The sequence below is a fragment of the Kitasatospora sp. NPDC092948 genome (assembly GCF_044754805.1).
Taxonomy (GTDB): domain Bacteria; phylum Actinomycetota; class Actinomycetes; order Streptomycetales; family Streptomycetaceae; genus Kitasatospora.
The window spans coordinates 114,522-129,784 of the sequence record NZ_JBIVPU010000009.1; the positions used below are offsets into that span (position 1 = coordinate 114,522).

Below are 15,263 nucleotides of genomic sequence, written 5' to 3' on the forward strand. Positions count from 1 at the left end.
GTGAGTGTCGTCGAGATCCCCGGTTCGAAGTCGGTCACCGCGCGGGCGCTGTTCCTGGCGGCGGCCGCGGAGGGGGACACCACGCTGGTGCGGCCGCTGGTTTCGGACGACACGGAGGGGTTCGCGGAGGGGCTGCTCGCGCTGGGGTACGAGGTGGCGCGGGAAGCAGGCGAGTGGCGGATCGGCGGGCGGCCGCAGGGGCCGGGCGTGGACGGGGCGCGGGTGTTCTGCCGGGACGGGGCGACCACGGCGCGGTTCCTGCCGGCGCTGGCCGCGGCCGGACGCGGGACGTTCCACTTCGACGCATCGGCGCAGATGCGGCGGCGGCCGCTCGGTCCGTTGACGACCGCGCTGCGGGAGCTGGGCGTCGAGGTGGAGTGCCACGGGGCGGACGGCCACCATCCGCTGAGCGTGCGGACGGTCGGGGTGAAGGGCGGGGAGGTGACGCTCGACGCGGGGCTGTCCTCGCAGTACCTGACGGCGCTGCTGCTGCTCGGCCCGCTGACCGAGGACGGGCTGCGGATCCGAGTCACCGACCTGGTCTCCGCGCCGTACGTCGAGATCACCCTCGCGATGATGCGCAGCTTCGGCGTCGAGGTCGAGCGGGAGGGAGACGTGTTCCGCGTGCCGCCGGGCGGCTGCACCGCGACCCGGTACGCGATCGAGCCGGATGCGTCGACGGCGTCGTACTTCTTCGCGGCGGCCGCGGTGACGGGCCGCCGGGTGACCGTGCCGGGGCTCGGAAAGGGCGCGCTGCAGGGGGACTTGGGGTTCGTCGAGGTGCTGGAGCAGCTGGGCGCGGAGGTGGAGATCGGAGCGGACGCCACCACCGTCACGGGCCGGACGCTGAGCGGCGGGACGGTCAACATGCGGGACATCTCCGACACCATGCCGACGCTCGCCGCGATCGCGCCGTTCGCGTCGGGCCCGGTGCGGATCGAGGACGTGTACAACACCCGGGTCAAGGAGTGCGACCGGCTGGACGCCTGCGCGGAGAACCTGCGGCGGCTGGGCGTCGACGTGCGGACCGGGCGGGACTGGATCGAGATCCGGCCCGGGGCGCCGCGGGCGGCGGAGATCGCCACCCACGGCGACCACCGGATCGTGATGTCGTTCGCCGTCACGGGGCTGCGCACCCCGGGCATCACGTTCGACGACCCGGGGTGCGTGCGGAAGACCTTCCCGGGCTTCCACGACGCGTTCGCCGCGTGGGCCGGGCAGTAGGCGAGGTCAGTCCTTCACGGCGCCGCCGAGCCCGGACACCATGTGCCGCTGGACCAGCACGAAGAAGATCAGCACCGGGACGGTCATCAGGGTGGAGGCGGCCATGATGCCGCCCCAGTCGTTCTCGTCCGGCTTGAAGAACACCATCAGGGCGGCCGGCAGCGTCTGGTGGTCGGTGTCCAGGATCAGCGTCTTGGCGAACACGAAGTCGTTCCAGGCGGTGATGAAGGAGAACACGCTGGTCGCTGCCAGGCCGGGCGCGACCAGCGGGAAGAGGATGCGCCACAGGATGGTGAAGCGGCTGGCGCCGTCGATCCGGGCGGCCTCCTCCAGCGACTCGGGGACGGCGGCGACGAAGCCGCGCAGCATCCAGACCGCGAACGGCAGCGAGAACGCCAGGTTGACCAGCATCAGTGCGCCCAGCGAGGAGAGTCCGAAGCCGGGGGCGACCGTGCCGATGTCGCGGACCAGGAAGAACAGCGGGATGGTGAGCGCCTCGACGGGGACCATCTGGGCGACCAGGAACATGATCAGAACGGTCGTCCGGAACCGGAACTTGAACCGGGAGAGCGCGACGGCCGCCAGGAAGGCGATCGCGGCGGAGACGACCACCACGACCACGGCCACCGCCAGGCTGTTCAGGAAGTACCGGCCGAAGCCCGAAACCCCCAGCGCGTTGCGGAAGTTGTCGAGCGTCGGGGCGAACGTCCACGGACGCGGATGGGCGGAGGTGATCTCGCCCTTCGGCTTGAGCGCCGAGAGCACCATCCAGTACAGCGGGAAGACGGTCAGCAGGGCGAGCACGATCGCCATCACGTTCGCGCCCTGCCTCAGGACGCGGCTGTCGCGCTTCACAGTTCCTCCCCGGAGCGGCGCAGGCTGCGGATGTACACGGCGGTGACGGCCAGCAGAATCAGCGTCATCAGGACGCCGATGGCCGCGCCGAGGCTGTAGTTCTCCGCGACGAAGGCCTTCTGGTAGGCGTACACGTTGAGGACGAGGTTCTGGCCGGCGATGCCGCCGCCCCCGGTCATCACGTAGATCTGGGTGAAGACCTTGAAGTCCCAGATGATCGACTGGATGACCACGATCACCAGCAGCGGACGCAGCATCGGCAGCATGATCCTGTGGAAGATCGTGGCGGTGCCGGCGCCGTCCAGCCGGGCGGCCTCCAGGACGGAGTCCGGGATGGCCTGGATGCCCGCGTACAGGGTGATCATCACGAACGGGAAGCTGTGCCAGACCACGACCACGGCGACCATCGCGAACGCCGACCACTTGTCGTACATCCAGTTGTGGCCCTGGATGCCGAGCACTTCGTTGACCAGGCCGGAGTTGGTGTCCAGCAGGAACATCCACACCGTGGAGCCGGTCATCGCGGGCGCGGCCCACGCGCCGAGCGCGCCGAACATCAGCAGCAGCCGCGGCCACTTGCCGACCCGGGTCAGCAGCACCGCGCAGACCGCGCCGACCACCAGGGTGGCGACGACGCAGAACGCGGCGAACGCCAGGGTCTGTCCGAGCACCTCCCAGAACTGCGAATCGCCGAGGATGTCCGTGTAGTTGGACAGCCCGACGAACTCGGTCGGCACCCCGCCGGACGCCTGCGGCTGGCCGAACTTGAGCACCGACAGCAGGCCCAGCTGGTACAGCGGGTAGCCGAACAGCGGGATCAGCACCAGTGCGGCCGGCAGCAGCAGCCACAGCGGGACGGGGATCCGGGCGAGCGGCCCGGATCGGCGGCGGCCCTTCGCAGGGGCGCCGCCCGCCGGGCGGACCGGGGAGTCCCCGTGGTCCGCCCGGGCGGTGACGGTCGTGGCAGGCATCGACAACTTCCGCTTCTCGTCTAGACGTTGACGACTACTTGGCGGCGAACGAGGTGTTCATCGCGCCCGCCGCCTCCTTGGTCGCGGCAGCCACGTCGGCCTTGCCGGTGATGACCTTCTGCAGCATCGTCGGCACCACGTTCTGGGCGTCGATCTTCGCCCAGGCGGCGTCCTTCGGGACGAACTTGGTGCCCGCCTCGATGGTGTCCGTGAACGGCTTCAGCCACGGCTGCTTCTGCACCACCTCGGCCCGCGCCGAGGACAGCGTCGGCAGGTTGCCCATCGCGTCGAACAGCGCCAACTGGTTCTTCTTGGAGGCGAGTTCCTTGATGAAGTCGACCGCCAGGCTGCGGTGCTGGGTGGACTTCATGACACCCAGGTCGTTGCCGCCGGAGAACGCCGGCGCGATCTGGCCGGCCGACGCGCCCGGCAGCGGAACGATCGCGTACTTGCCGTTCGCGGCACCCGCCTCCACCGCGCTGCGCGAGGAGTTCGGCAGGATCGCCATGCCGGCCTTCCCCGCCGCGAACGCCTCCACCGTCTTGCCGCCGGTCAGGTCGGCGCACTGCTGCGCCGGACAGATCCCGTCCGAGAACAGGTCGGTGTAGGCCTTCACACCCGCCTGCGACTTCTCCGAGTCGATCGCCGAGGTGTACGACGAACCGCCCGCCGTCGCCAGGTCGCCGCCGTTCGCCCAGACGAACGGCAGCGCGCCGAAGGTGTACTTGCCGCCGACCGCGATGCCCAGCATGTCCCCGTGCGCCGAACGGACCTTCTCCGCCGCCGACTTCAGCTCCGCGTAGCTGGTCGGCGCCGACAGGCCCAGCTCGGTGAACACGTCGGTGCGGTAGTACAGCGCGCGCACGCCCAGCCACCACGGCAGGCCGTACGTCTTGCCGTCCACCACCGCGGTGTCCTTCAGGTCCTGCGGCAGGTCCTTGCCGTCCTCCCAGCTCGCCAGGTCGGAGGTGATGTCGGCGAGGCCGCCCGACGCGGTGTAGCCGAACAGGTCGGTGTTGCCGAACTCCACCACGTCCGGCGCGGAGGACGGGTCGTTGAACGCGCCCTTCATCTTCTCCGCGCGCGGGCCGGCGTCCGTCGGAATGTACGACACCTGCACCTCCACGCCCGCGTGCTTCGCCTTGAAGTCGGCGACGGCCTGCGCCACCACCTGCTCCTTCGGCGCCCGGTTCGCCTCGTCGTACAGCCACACCTTCACGGTGCCGGTCTGCTTGTCCTCGGACGAGGCGGTCTTGGCGGTGCCCGGCGCACAGGCCGTGGCCACAGTGCCCGCCAGCACGGCAAGGGCGGCACCACGGGCCAGCTTCTTCATGCTCAACGTCATCTCCTCGCCGAAAAGCGGGATGTACCTGCACGATCCGGAGAAAACTCGGACATGCGGTGGGGGATCGGTGTGAGCGGGACATTAGAAAGCCGCCGGGCACGGCGACAAGAGCAGAGCGCGAAAGTTCTGCACTGCAAAACGATGTGCTGCGGAACTGGCACCACGCCCCGGCGCGTCGTAGCGTCACACCCCATGACCAGCACTGCCGCCGACAGTCGGCCGCCTGACCGGCCGGAACGCAACCAGTCCGCGTCGCTGCGCCGCGCCCTGGCCGTGCTCGAACACGTCCGCGACCGTGCCGCGGCCGGCCCCGGTCTCAGCCTGACCGCGCTCGCCGAGGGCCTCGGCATGTCGAAGTCCACCGTGCTGCGGCTCGCCGCGCCGCTGATCGACGCCCAGCTGCTGGCCCGCGACCGCGACACCGGCCACTTCCGACTGGGCTCCGGCGCCCTCCAGCTCGGCCAGGCCTACCTGGCCACCCTCGACCTGCGCACCGCCGCCTCCGAGGAGGCCCACCAGCTGATGCGCGAGGTGGCCGGCACCGTCCACCTGTGCGTCCCCGACGCGCCGTACGTGGTCTACGTCGACAAGGTCGAGAACGAGACCGCCGTCCGGATGGCCTCCCGGATCGGCAGCCGCGCCCCCATGTACTGCACCGCCGTCGGCAAGGCCATGCTCGCCTGGATGCCCGAGGACGCCTTCACCACCGTGGTCACCCACGGCCTCCCCGCGATCACCCCCCGCACCCTCACCTCGGCCGCCGCCCTGCGCGCCGAACTCACCCGCATCCGCAGCCGCGGCTACGCCGTCGACGACCGCGAGAACGAACCCGAGGTCCGCTGCATCGCCGCCCCCGTCTTCGACCACAACAACACCGTCATCGGAGCGATCTCCACCTCCGCCCTCACCTCCCGCATCACCGCCGCCCGAGCCCGCGAACTCGGCCCGGTCGTCGCCGCGACCGCCGCCCGCGTCTCCCGAACGATGGGCTCCACCCGCTGACGGCTGTACGGCAACGCGGCAACAGGGCTGGACGGCAACGCGGCAACAGGGCTGTACGGCAACGCGGCAACAGGGCTGGACGGCAACGCGGCTGGACGGCTATACGGCGACCAGTCGGACCCGGCCGCCGCAGAGCTTGGTGAGATCGTCGACGTCGGAGGTCAGCACCACCACGGGCCGCTGCTGACGCAGCGCGAGCTCGGCCACGGCGGCATCGATCGCATACTTGTGGCCGTGCAGGCCGGCCGCCAGGAGGAGGGCCGACGCCGCCGTGGCCTCCTCGTCGCCGACCGGGGCTATGCGCATGCTGGAGAGCAGCCGGTTCAGGCGGGCCCGATCGGTCCGGCTCTGCACCGCCTCGATGATCGTCAGCGCGCTGATCACCACTTCCATGCCGCGGGCGCGCGCTTCCGCGACCAGGGCGACGACCGGCGCGTGGTCCGAGAGCAGCTTGGAGAGCCCCTCGGAGTCGAGAACCAGCGTCCCTTCGTGGCTCAGCCTGCGGCGGGCCATTCGCCCTCCCCGGCGAACACCTCGTCGAACACCTGGCGGGCACGGTCCTGGTCCGCGGCGGGGAGCGGCCCGTTGCGGCGCTCGTGGTCGGCCAGGTACTCGTCCAGTATCCGGCCGCGGAGCTCACGCTCGACGGCGGCGGTGATGAACGCGGAGAACTCGCGCTTGCCTACCCGCTCCCGGATCGCCGCCGCGGTGCCCTCCGGAAGGGAGAGACTGACCCTGGTCGCCGGCCCGTCGCCGATGTTGTAGGCGTGTTCGGTCATGCGGCCAGATTGTCAAAGGAGTGGGAATTGCCCTCGGGGCGACTCGCGGGTCAGGCCTTCGCCGGGGCCGCGGGCTCGCGGCGGAGCTTGGTGCCGAGGCGGTCGAGGCCGACGACCAGGGCGGCGAGGACGACGAACTCCACGGTGAGCTGGACCATTTGGAGGCCGACCCAGGCGTAGCCCTTTTCGGTGGGGTCGAGGAAGAAGTAGGGGTAGCGGAGGGGGAAGTTCGGGAAGGCGGCGGCGCGGGCCTCGGTGAGGAAGGCGTAGCCGAGGGGGTAGGAGAGCCAGAGCGGGAGGTCGCGCCAGCGGGAGGCGTTGCGGGGGGAGAGCACCAGCCAGTCGGCGAGCACCATCAGGGGGGTGGTGTAGTGCAGGAAGAAGCTCGACCAGTGCTGGAGGCGGTCCGGGCCGGAGAACAGGCCGGGCAGCGGGTTCTCGCCGTGGTTGAGCAGCACGTGCGCGACGATGCCGGTGATGGTGATGTACAGGACGACGGCGCCGCGCAGCCGGGGGGCCGGGGCGTCGACGGTTCCGCGCTTGACCATCCAGTAGGCCGCGCCGAGGAAGTAGCCCAGCACCAGCACGTTGCTCTGGAGCGTGAAGTACACCAGCGAGCTGTTGCTGAGGTAGATCCCCAGGAACGCGGACAGGGCTATGGCGCAGCGCCACCACAGGGCGGGGCGGGTCCAGACGGTCATGCGGTCACCGGTGTTCGTCTCGCTGGTGCCCCCCGTGGGCACGACTGGTCGCCGCACTCTACCTGCCGGTTCGACAGTCCGAAAAGATCACCGGTCGGTGGACGGGCCCGCCCCGTACGGGAGTTCGGGGCAGCTCAGTGGTTCAGAGCGGGAGGTGCGCCGGGTTGTGGGTGTGGCTCTCGATTCCGGTCTCCGCCTGGCCGGCCAGCTTGTGGGCGAGGTCGTGGCAGGCGCGGGCGGCGGCCAGCTCCTCGCCGATGACGCTGTCGGAGTCGTCGATGGGATTGCGTCGGGCCATGCCGGTGCCCTGAGCGCCGGGCGCGCTGAAGCCGCTGAGCTGGGCGGTGCAGGTGGTGCGGGACTCGTCCTCTTCGAAGGTCAGGTCGACGATCCAGTGGTTCTGCATGACGTGTCACCTTCCCGTGCGCACCGGCGACGGGCGGCCGGTGCGCCTTCTTTCCAGCGTCCGCCCGCCCCCGGCAAGGGGCAAGGGGCGGCGGTCGGGCCGGTCGGGATCGGGATCGGGATCGGGCTCGGTCGAGGTCGAGGTCGAGGTCGGGGGAGGCCGAGGTCGAAATCGGGGGAGGTCGAGGTCGGGCCGGTCAGGAGAAGTGCAGCTCCGGGTCGGCGACCTGCCCCTCGCCGAACGTCCGGGCGTCCTCGCGGTAGCTGGTCGAGGTCTGCCACGGCCCGCGGTCGCCCTGCCGGGGCAGTCCGTCGACGACGCGCAGGATGTAGCCGGCCGAGAAGTCCAGGAACGGCCGGGTGGGCATCGCCGGGTCGGCGACCTCGGGGCGGCAGACCCGGTGCCCGTGCCGGTCCATGTGGGCCAGCAGGCGGCAGAAGTGCTCGCACAGCAGGCCGATCTTCAGCGTCCAGGACGAGTTGGTGTAACCGATCGCGTACGCGAAGTTGGGGACGCCGGAGAGCATCATGCCCTTGAACGCGACGGTCTCGGCGAGCTGCACGGGCTTCCCGTCCACGCTCATCGGGATGCCGCCGAACGCCTGCACGTTCAGCCCGGTCGCGGTGACCACGATGTCGGCCTCCAGCTCCCGCCCGGACTCCAGCAGCACGCCGCGCTCGGTGAAGGTGCGGATCCGGTCGGTGACCACGGCCGCCCGGCCGCCCCGGATCGCCTTGAACAGGTCGCCGTTGGGGACGGCGCACAGCCGCTGGTCCCACGGGTTGTACGGCGGGCTGAAGTGCTCGTCCACCGGGTAACCCTTGGGCAGCTGGCGGGCGTTCACCCAGCGGATGATCCGCCGGGCGGCCTTCGGGTGGCGCTGGCAGAACGACCAGATCGCGTACTGCTGGGCGATGTTCTTGCGCCGGGCCAGCGCGTAGCCGCGGTCGTCGCCGAGCAGGCGCCGCAGCAGGTTGGCGATGTGGTCGCGGCGCGGCACCGGCATGATGTACGTCGGCGTGCGCTGAAGCATCGTCACCTGCCGGGCCCGCGCGGCCATCGCGGGCACCAGGGTGACGGCGGTCGCGCCGCTGCCGATCACCAGCACGCGCTTGCCGGCGTGGTCCAGGTCCTCCGGCCAGTGCTGCGGGTGGACGACGGTTCCGGAGAAACGTTCCAGCCCCTCGAACTCCGGGGTGAAGCCCTGGTCGTAGCGGTAGTAGCCCATCGCGCAGAACAGCCAGTCGCAGGTCAGCGTCAGCTGCTCACCGGTGTCGGCGCGCTCCACCCGGACGCTCCAGCGGGCGTCCGCCGACGACCAGGACGCCTCCAGAACCCGGTGGTGGTAGCGGATCCGGTCCTGCAAACCGTTCTCCCGGACGGTTTCGTGCAGGTAGGAGAGGATCTGCGGGGCGTCGGCTATCGACTCCTTCTCCCGCCACGGCTTGAACGCGTACCCGAAGGTGTGCAGATCCGAGTCGGACCGGATGCCCGGGTAGCGGAACAGGTCCCAGGTGCCGCCGAGCTCGGCCCGGGCCTCCAGGATCGCGAACGACTTGCCGGGCAGTTCGGTGGTCAGGTACCGGCCCGCGCCGATGCCGGAGATCCCGGCGCCGACGATCAGCACGTCCAGGTGCTCGACGGGCGCGGCGGCCCGGTCGTGGTGCGCGGCGGCGGCGACGGTGGACACGGGCGGCTCCCGGAAGTGGCGAACTGGTGGACGATGCCCCGTCATCGTCCACAAGGCACCGGGGAGTTGCCCAGGTTCAGACTGCACCGAACTGCCCCTTCCCCGCTGCATTCTGCACCACTACCGTGACGGGCATGCCGCCGCTGCCCCCGCCCCGGATCCGCAAGCTGATCCGCCAGGGCGCCGAGATCGCCCTCAACCCGCTGCCCGAGTGGCTGGCCGAACTCGACGCGGCCACCCTGGCCGGCGAGACCCGGCGGCCGATCGCCGACGACCCCGTCCTCTCGGCCGGCCTGCGCCGCGCCAACCGCGCCAACCTGCTGCGCTGGGCCGCCGCCAACGTCGCCGCCCCCGGCGCGCCCGTTCCGCCCGCCCCGGACAGCGAGGAACAGCGGCTGATCGCCCGCGACATCGTCCGCCGCGGCCTGGACGAACCCGCCCTCGACTCCTACCGCGCCGGCGAGAGCGTCGCCGTCCGCCTGTGGACCCGGATCGCCTGCTCCCTCACCGCCGACCCCGGCGAACTCCGGGACCTGCTGGAGGTCTCCCTGTGCTCCGTCTCCGCGTTCGTGGACGCCTGCGTCGGCGAGATGTCCGCCCTGCTCCGGGCCGAACGCGCCGCCCTCACCGGCTCCAACCACGCGGAGCGCCTGCACGCCGTCACCCTGCTGCTGGACGGCGCACCCATCGCCCGGGCCCGCGCCGAGGCCCGGCTCGGGTACCCCCTCGCCAGCACCCACACCGCGGCCGTGCTGTGGGTCGACGACCTCGACGAGGACTTCGCCCAACTCGACCGCGCCGCCGACCTGTTGGCATCCGCCGCAGGCCGGCCGCCGGTCCTCGACGTCACCGCGAGCGCCGCCAGCCGCTGGCTCTGGACCGCCGCCCGCCCCGATCCGTCGATCCTGCGCACGGGCCTGGAACGGCTCCCCGCCGTCCGGATCGCCCTCGGCCCCGCCGCCACCGGCGTCAACGGCTTCCGCCGCAGCCACCTCGACGCCCTCACCACCCAACGCATGCTCGCCCGCCTCGCCTCCGTCCAACGCCTCGCCTCCCACGACGAGATCGAACTGGTCGCCCTCCTCACCCAGGACCTCGACGGCGCCGACCGCTTCGTCCGCCGCGTCCTCGGCGCACTCGACGGCCCCCCGGCCGAAGCCGTCCGCGCCTACCTCGCCGAACAGTGCAACGCGAGCCGCGCGGCGGAGCGCCTGTTCACCCACCGCAACACACTCCTCCGCCGCCTCGCCCGCGCGGACGCGACGCTGCCGCGACCGCTGGCCGAGAACCCGCTCGAAGTGGCGGCGGCCCTGGAGATCCGCCACTGGCGGGGGCGGGCCAAACACTGACGCGCACTGGAAGCAGGAGTGCGCACCACGCACCCGGACAGGTCGCTGCGGAAGCTACTTCGCCGGAGGCGGGATGCCGCATCCTGCGTGCTTGTTCTCCAGCGCCCGCAGGATGCGGGCCGTCACGTGTCCGTCCATGCCCATCTCGGGCAGCTCACTCAGCCGGGTCACCCGCACCGCGCTGTACTCGCCGTCGGACAGGGGCCGCATCAGGAGTGCGTCGACGGGCCTGATGGTGCCCCCGTCGAAGACCAGCTCCATTCCGCCCTGCGCCATCAGGCCAACGTCGAGCAGGGTCGGGGAGACAGGCAGCCCTACTCCCAGACGGTCCTTGACGTGCCGGGTGGTGGTTGCGGCGGGGTGCTCGCGCATGTCCGTGGCCCAGGGGGCGCCAGGGAGGTCCCAGCGCTCCGACCGTTCGTCCTGCACCAGCACAATCTGCGCGTCCGAGGGCCGGCTGCTGGTCTGCGGCGCGTCGGGCTCCACCTCGAACAGGGCGAAGCCGCGCCCTGTGAGACAGGGCATCGCGAATCCAACTCCTTGAATGGTCCGGGGGGTTGATGGAACGGAGGGCCGGGTGCGGCGAAGCACCCTGCGCGGGGCGAACCCCAGATCCGCCAGCGACTTCTCCGGCCACATGTGCCGGAACACCCGCTGGTAGGCGTAGTTGGGGCAGCGAATCTCGCCGGCCTCCAGCCGCCCGACGTAGCGCGCGTCGCAGGACACGTGTTCACCGATCTCCCGGGCGGCCTTCTGGACCCGCTTGGCGAACTCCCTCGGCGAGAGGTTGCCGCGCAGCTCCCGCATCGCCAGGTTGGGGACGAGCGGGGGCCGGCGCGTGCGTGTGGTGGACACCGGCTGTCTCCGTCCTGTCGTCAATGTGTGGCCAACTGGGCCACGCCGGCGTGCGGTTACCTGCCTGCTGGCTCGGCTGGCGTCCACCAGCACTTCGCGTTTGGCAACTGGTACTCACCACCGTCGATTTGGGTCTAAAGTCCACACCCATCACATCGTGGCCCTCCGTAGTCGAGTCGCTACCGGGGGACTTCACTGTGGCCCAGCGCCGCGAAGTGTTCAACTTGCCAAAGTTGCTCGGAGAGTAAGGAGTTGAGTCGGTGAACCGGTCTGAGCTGGACCCTGATGCATCGCCTGAGTCCAAGTTCGGCGCGTTTCTGCGCAGCTCACGTGACGCGCGAAAGTGGACCCAGGAAGAGCTGGGCGCGCGAGTCGGCTACTCGGGCACCCACGTGTCCGCCGTGGAAAATGGTCGACGTCCCCCAACTCCCCGTTTTGCCCGTCAACTTGACAGGGTTCTGGGTACCGAAGACCTGTTCCAGCGCCAGGCGCGCGAGCTACACAGCTCGGCATTGCTCGAAGGGTTCGCGGAGTACGCCGCGCACGAGGCCAGGGCGGTGGAGCTGCGGCTGTTCGACCTCGGAATCGTTCCCGGGCTCCTCCAGACCCAGGGCTACGCCGCCGCCATCGCAGCCGCTGCCGTCCGCCGTGGCAGCATCACGCAGGATCAGGCAGATGAACGGGTCGCGGTTCTCGCTCGGCGGCAGGCGAAGCTCAACCGGGAACCTGCTCCGAGGCTTCACGTGGTGATGGACGAGAGTTGCATCCGTCGGCCGGTCGGGGGTCCGGGGACCATGGCTGCTCAGCTCGAACACTTGGTGGCCGTCGCGAAGCTACCCAACACGCTTCTACAGGTGGCGCCCTATGCGATAGGCGAAGACCGGGCGTTCGACCTGCCGGTGAACATCCTCACGCTTCCCGACCGGTCCCTGATGTCCTACGCCGAATCGTCGCAGCAAGGGCATTTGGAGCGGGACACAAACTCGGTCGAGCCGATACTGACGGCCTACTATCAGTTGCAGGCCCTCGCACTGCCTCAGGCGGACGCCGTGGCACTGCTCTGCCAGTTGAGAAAGGAACTACCGTGAACGAGCCCAAGTGGTTCAAGTCTTCTTACAGCAGCAACGGCGGCAACTGCGTAGAGGTGGCACGGAACCTGGTTGCCACCGAAGGCGTCGTCCCTGTTCGAGACAGCAAGGACCCGAATGGGGCGCACCTCCGATTCAGCCCTGCAAGCTTCGGTGCCTTCATCGGTGCTGTGAAGGCCGGGCGCTTCGGCGAGGTGTGAGCCTGCCCTGCCGACTGGCCTGGAGACCCCACTATCCGTCCCGGCAGTGGGGTCTCGCCAGGTCCGGATCCGCGCTCCCTGGCTTCGCGCCGGGCGTCGGCCCCGGCCGACTCAATCGCGCTGATCCGAACTGTTCGGAAGGATCTCGCCAACATGGCCGCCGCTCCGATCAACGGACCCGGCGCACACTGGTTCAAGTCCAGCTACTCCAATGGCCAAGGTCAGTGCGTGGAGGTCAGCACCGACTACGTGTCCTCTCGCGCCGGGGACAGCAAGGACCCGGACGGACCCGCGCTCAGCTTCTCCCCTTCCGCCTGGGCTGCCTTCGCGGATGCGGTGGGGAGCGGGAAGTTCGGCGATTCATTGTTTCTCGGCTCGCAGCCAGAGGATCAGTAGGGCGAGGACGACGACGCCGGCTCGGTAGCAGTTTGGCCGGTTCGTCGAACCTGGTTGCCATTGCCCGGAGTTGCTTCAGCTTGGCGAAGCACCGTTGCGGATCTTCCGGGAGGAGTAGGCCTTGTCGGCCATGACCCGATCGGGCCTGCTCCTCGGCGGCCCGCTCCCGACGCGCGGAACGCGGATGGTGTCGGGGGCGGCGGGCAGCATCGTGCAGTGAACGGTGTTGCCCGGTGGCCCCGTTCAAGGTGGGGCGTCGCTGCGCTTCCTGCATGCGCTGACGCTATTGACCACGTCGGATGGCTCAACTCTGGGCTGCACCTGAGACGCACCAGCGCGGATACCTGGAGAGGGGCAAGGGCTCGGTTGCGGCGTGGGGCGGGGACTGCGATCGGCTTCAGGTGGAAGCGCTCTTCCGAACATCGTCGCGAGCGTTGATCCGCCAGGCCCGGAAGGAACTGTCCCACGATGGAACATGACGTCGATCTGAGCGGGTGTTCGATGGTGGGGTGATTCCGGGTCACGGCGAGTTGACGTGGAACGGTCCCCGGAAATACCGAACGGCCCGGCTGCTCCGCCGAATTGGCGGAACGGCCGGGCCGTCGGAGTGGCTTCGGATCACAGGCTTCCGGTGATGCTGGCGGCGTAGTGGTTGCCGTAGACGCCGGCCAGCGGGATCGCGGCCGCGGGCTGCCAGCTGCCGTTCACGTGGCGAATCGCGTGCAGGATCCGGTCGTCGTTGGTCACGAAGGTCAGCTGGAGCTCGCTGTCCACCGACGCCGCGGACACACCCGTCGCCGTGAACGAACCCAGCGAGCTCGTCAGATCCGTCAGCGGCATCCACGTACCGTTCGCGAGCCGCGCGCCGTGGTACTGCTTCGTACCACCCGCCGTCGTCACCACGATCTGCATGTCGTTACCCGTGCCGGCCACCGCGACATCGCTGGCCACGCCCACGTTCCCTGCCGCCGTGTACACATCGCCCCAGGTGCCCCACGTACCCGACACCGTACGGATCGTGTGCACGACCCGACCGTCGGCCACCGCCGCCACCTGCAACTGACCGGCCACCGACGCCGCCGACGCACTCGTCACCACAGCGCCGGGCGATCCCGCCTGGGACGACACGTCCGCGAAGCCCGACCACGTCCCGTTCGCCAGCCGCGCCGCGTGGAACAGCTTCCCGCCGGCCACCGCAAGCACGTGCAGGTCATTGCCGATCGAGACCGCCGACAGCTTCGTCACCGTGCCCGGCAGCGCACCCGCCTGCGAGTTGACGTCACCGAACCCGGACCAGGTGCCGTCCGCGAACCGGATGGCGTGGTAGACGTGGCCGTCACCGCCCACCGCCACCACGTGGGTGTCGCCGTTGATCCCGGCGTCCGCGATCGAACCGACCGTGCCGATGTCCCCGGTCTGGCTGGCGATGTTCGCGAAGCCCGCCCAGTTGCCCGCCGCGTCACGCGTCGAGTGGTAGATCCCGCCACCACCGTTGACCAGCACCTGCGCCTTCCAGGTCGAGACCTGCGGAGGGGAGGACGGGTACGGGTTCGCGTGGTCGGTGTAGAGCGGGCCGTTGCACTTGGTGGACCAGGCGGTGGGGCCCTGGCCGGCCAGGATCTTCTCGGCGATCAGGATCTGCTGCTGCTTGGTGGCGAGGTCCGGCCGGGCGGCGTACTGCAGGCCGCTGAACGCCTTCCAGGTGGGGAGGCTGATCTGCAGGCCGCCGTAGTAGCTGTTGCCGGTGTTGATGCTCCAGTTGCCGGAGCTCTCGCACTGGGCGACCTGGTCCCAGCCGGCGACCGAGGTGGCGGAGGCACCGGAGGCCGCGGCGAACGGGACGGCGAGGGCGATCAGGGCGGCGGACGCGGCGGTCCGGCGGCGGAGGGCGGGGCGCGGGGCGTGCAGAGGCATGGCGGAACTCCAGTGGTGACGTCGTGTCAGGTAGAGCCGCGGCAGCGCGGCGGGCCCGTGGGGCCGGAGGTGCGGAGGCGTGCCCGGGACGGCTGCCCTGCGGGTGCAGCGTCGTACGGCGGCGCGGAGAGGTGACGCGGAGAGACTGCGCGGAGAAGTGGTGCGGCGGGACGGCCAGGAGCGGCCCGGAGGAGCGGCCCGGACGGGCGGTCGGTGCTCGGCGCGGTCCGCCGCGAACAGCGGCTTCAGCGGGCGGTACCGGCGGCGGAAGCCGGGCGAGACCCGGTGGGCTTCGGTGACCAGTCGACGGGCGATGGCGACCGGGTCGAGCGGGGAGCGGCTCAGGTGGTGGAGCAGGAAGTCGATCCGGTCGACGGAGGCCTGGGCGGTGACGTGCTGGAGTCCTTCGTCGGGCTCGGCGTGGGCCCGGAGCACGTCCACGGCCTCGGATTCCTCGACCGCGGGTTCGACGTGCGGCGCGGCCGAGT

Annotated in this window: 15 protein-coding genes and 2 pseudogenes; 6 read left to right on the plus strand and 11 right to left on the minus strand. The window is 70.4% G+C overall.

Going from position 1 to position 15,263, the window contains the following annotated elements; all coding sequences use genetic code 11:
* On the plus strand, window positions 1-1,224 hold the full coding sequence (aroA, locus tag ACIQF6_RS24710) for a 3-phosphoshikimate 1-carboxyvinyltransferase (protein ID WP_400898548.1): 1,224 nt from the start codon (window positions 1-3) through the stop codon (window positions 1,222-1,224).
* 6 nt (window positions 1,225-1,230) lie between these two features.
* Here aroA and ACIQF6_RS24715 read toward each other — a convergent pair whose 3' ends face one another.
* The 3 genes from ACIQF6_RS24715 to ACIQF6_RS24725 are packed head-to-tail and all read right to left on the minus strand — an operon-like array spanning window position 1,231 to window position 4,383.
* On the minus strand, window positions 1,231-2,037 hold the full coding sequence (locus ACIQF6_RS24715; protein ID WP_400898859.1) for a carbohydrate ABC transporter permease: 807 nt from the start codon (window positions 2,035-2,037) through the stop codon (window positions 1,231-1,233).
* Between the two features lie 38 nt (window positions 2,038-2,075).
* On the minus strand, window positions 2,076-3,050 hold the full coding sequence (locus ACIQF6_RS24720) for a carbohydrate ABC transporter permease (RefSeq protein ID WP_400898550.1): 975 nt from the start codon (window positions 3,048-3,050) through the stop codon (window positions 2,076-2,078).
* Between the two features lie 34 nt (window positions 3,051-3,084).
* On the minus strand, window positions 3,085-4,383 hold the full coding sequence (locus ACIQF6_RS24725; protein WP_400898861.1) for an extracellular solute-binding protein: 1,299 nt from the start codon (window positions 4,381-4,383) through the stop codon (window positions 3,085-3,087).
* Between the two features lie 204 nt (window positions 4,384-4,587).
* Between ACIQF6_RS24725 and ACIQF6_RS24730 the strand changes: the two genes are divergently transcribed.
* Window positions 4,588-5,397: an IclR family transcriptional regulator gene (locus ACIQF6_RS24730; protein ID WP_400898552.1), complete on the plus strand. Its 810-nt coding sequence runs from the start codon at window positions 4,588-4,590 to the stop codon at window positions 5,395-5,397.
* 99 nt (window positions 5,398-5,496) lie between these two features.
* Here the strand turns inward: ACIQF6_RS24730 and ACIQF6_RS24735 are convergent, their stop codons facing one another.
* The 5 genes from ACIQF6_RS24735 to ACIQF6_RS24755 all read right to left on the minus strand — a co-directional run bounded on the left by ACIQF6_RS24735 (window position 5,497) and on the right by ACIQF6_RS24755 (window position 8,973).
* A complete protein-coding gene (locus ACIQF6_RS24735; RefSeq protein ID WP_400898554.1) occupies window positions 5,497-5,910 on the minus strand; it encodes a DNA-binding protein in 414 nt (137 codons plus the stop codon).
* Window positions 5,892-6,176, minus strand: a complete 285-nt coding sequence (locus tag ACIQF6_RS24740; RefSeq protein WP_400898556.1) for a hypothetical protein — start codon at window positions 6,174-6,176, stop codon at window positions 5,892-5,894. The genes ACIQF6_RS24735 and ACIQF6_RS24740 overlap by 19 nt, the downstream gene beginning before the upstream one ends.
* A 50-nt stretch (window positions 6,177-6,226) precedes the next feature.
* Window positions 6,227-6,877, minus strand: a complete 651-nt coding sequence (locus ACIQF6_RS24745) for a Pr6Pr family membrane protein (RefSeq protein ID WP_400898558.1) — start codon at window positions 6,875-6,877, stop codon at window positions 6,227-6,229.
* A 142-nt stretch (window positions 6,878-7,019) separates the two neighbouring features.
* The gene (locus ACIQF6_RS24750) at window positions 7,020-7,283 is read right to left on the minus strand and encodes a DUF1876 domain-containing protein (RefSeq protein WP_400898560.1); all 264 of its coding nucleotides are present in this window, start codon (window positions 7,281-7,283) and stop codon (window positions 7,020-7,022) included.
* A gap of 196 nt (window positions 7,284-7,479) precedes the next feature.
* Complete coding sequence (locus ACIQF6_RS24755) at window positions 7,480-8,973, minus strand: flavin-containing monooxygenase (protein ID WP_400898562.1); 1,494 nt, start codon at window positions 8,971-8,973, stop codon at window positions 7,480-7,482.
* Window positions 8,974-9,107: 134 nt separating this feature from the next.
* Between ACIQF6_RS24755 and ACIQF6_RS24760 the strand changes: the two genes are divergently transcribed.
* A complete protein-coding gene (locus ACIQF6_RS24760; protein WP_400898564.1) occupies window positions 9,108-10,322 on the plus strand; it encodes a PucR family transcriptional regulator in 1,215 nt (404 codons plus the stop codon).
* A 587-nt stretch (window positions 10,323-10,909) separates the two neighbouring features.
* Here the strand turns inward: ACIQF6_RS24760 and ACIQF6_RS24765 are convergent.
* Window positions 10,910-11,129 (minus strand): annotated as a pseudogene (locus tag ACIQF6_RS24765) (tetratricopeptide repeat protein); the annotation flags it as partial.
* Between the two features lie 308 nt (window positions 11,130-11,437).
* Here ACIQF6_RS24765 and ACIQF6_RS24770 point away from each other — a divergent pair.
* The 3 genes from ACIQF6_RS24770 (at window position 11,438) to ACIQF6_RS24780 (ending at window position 12,861) form a co-directional block, all read left to right on the plus strand.
* Entirely contained in the window at window positions 11,438-12,265 is an 828-nt protein-coding gene (locus ACIQF6_RS24770) for a Scr1 family TA system antitoxin-like transcriptional regulator (RefSeq protein ID WP_400898566.1), read from the plus strand.
* The gene (locus tag ACIQF6_RS24775) at window positions 12,262-12,465 is read left to right on the plus strand and encodes a DUF397 domain-containing protein (protein WP_400898568.1); all 204 of its coding nucleotides are present in this window, start codon (window positions 12,262-12,264) and stop codon (window positions 12,463-12,465) included. The genes ACIQF6_RS24770 and ACIQF6_RS24775 overlap by 4 nt, the downstream gene beginning before the upstream one ends.
* A 153-nt stretch (window positions 12,466-12,618) precedes the next feature.
* The gene (locus ACIQF6_RS24780; RefSeq protein WP_400898570.1) at window positions 12,619-12,861 is read left to right on the plus strand and encodes a DUF397 domain-containing protein; all 243 of its coding nucleotides are present in this window, start codon (window positions 12,619-12,621) and stop codon (window positions 12,859-12,861) included.
* A gap of 96 nt (window positions 12,862-12,957) precedes the next feature.
* On the opposite strand, the pseudogene ACIQF6_RS24785 reads toward ACIQF6_RS24780, so the two are convergent.
* Both ACIQF6_RS24785 and ACIQF6_RS24790 read right to left on the minus strand, forming a co-directional pair.
* Window positions 12,958-13,047 (minus strand): annotated as a pseudogene (locus ACIQF6_RS24785) (IS5/IS1182 family transposase); the annotation flags it as partial.
* A gap of 432 nt (window positions 13,048-13,479) precedes the next feature.
* Complete coding sequence (locus tag ACIQF6_RS24790) at window positions 13,480-15,216, minus strand: transglycosylase family protein (RefSeq protein WP_400898572.1); 1,737 nt, start codon at window positions 15,214-15,216, stop codon at window positions 13,480-13,482.
* Window positions 15,217-15,263 lie beyond the last annotated feature (47 nt).

Coding starts and splice junctions, on each gene's coding strand:
- ACIQF6_RS24715 (WP_400898859.1), bottom strand. CDS start 2,037: ATGGCGATCGTGCTCGCCCTGCTGACCGTCTTCCCGCTGTACTGGATG.
- ACIQF6_RS24720 (WP_400898550.1), bottom strand. CDS start 3,050: ATGCCTGCCACGACCGTCACCGCCCGGGCGGACCACGGGGACTCCCCG.
- ACIQF6_RS24725 (WP_400898861.1), bottom strand. CDS start 4,383: ATGAAGAAGCTGGCCCGTGGTGCCGCCCTTGCCGTGCTGGCGGGCACT.
- ACIQF6_RS24730 (WP_400898552.1), top strand. CDS start 4,588: ATGACCAGCACTGCCGCCGACAGTCGGCCGCCTGACCGGCCGGAACGC.
- ACIQF6_RS24735 (WP_400898554.1), bottom strand. CDS start 5,910: ATGGCCCGCCGCAGGCTGAGCCACGAAGGGACGCTGGTTCTCGACTCC.
- ACIQF6_RS24740 (WP_400898556.1), bottom strand. CDS start 6,176: ATGACCGAACACGCCTACAACATCGGCGACGGGCCGGCGACCAGGGTC.
- ACIQF6_RS24745 (WP_400898558.1), bottom strand. CDS start 6,877: ATGACCGTCTGGACCCGCCCCGCCCTGTGGTGGCGCTGCGCCATAGCC.
- ACIQF6_RS24750 (WP_400898560.1), bottom strand. CDS start 7,283: ATGCAGAACCACTGGATCGTCGACCTGACCTTCGAAGAGGACGAGTCC.
- ACIQF6_RS24760 (WP_400898564.1), top strand. CDS start 9,108: ATGCCGCCGCTGCCCCCGCCCCGGATCCGCAAGCTGATCCGCCAGGGC.
- ACIQF6_RS24780 (WP_400898570.1), top strand. CDS start 12,619: ATGGCCGCCGCTCCGATCAACGGACCCGGCGCACACTGGTTCAAGTCC.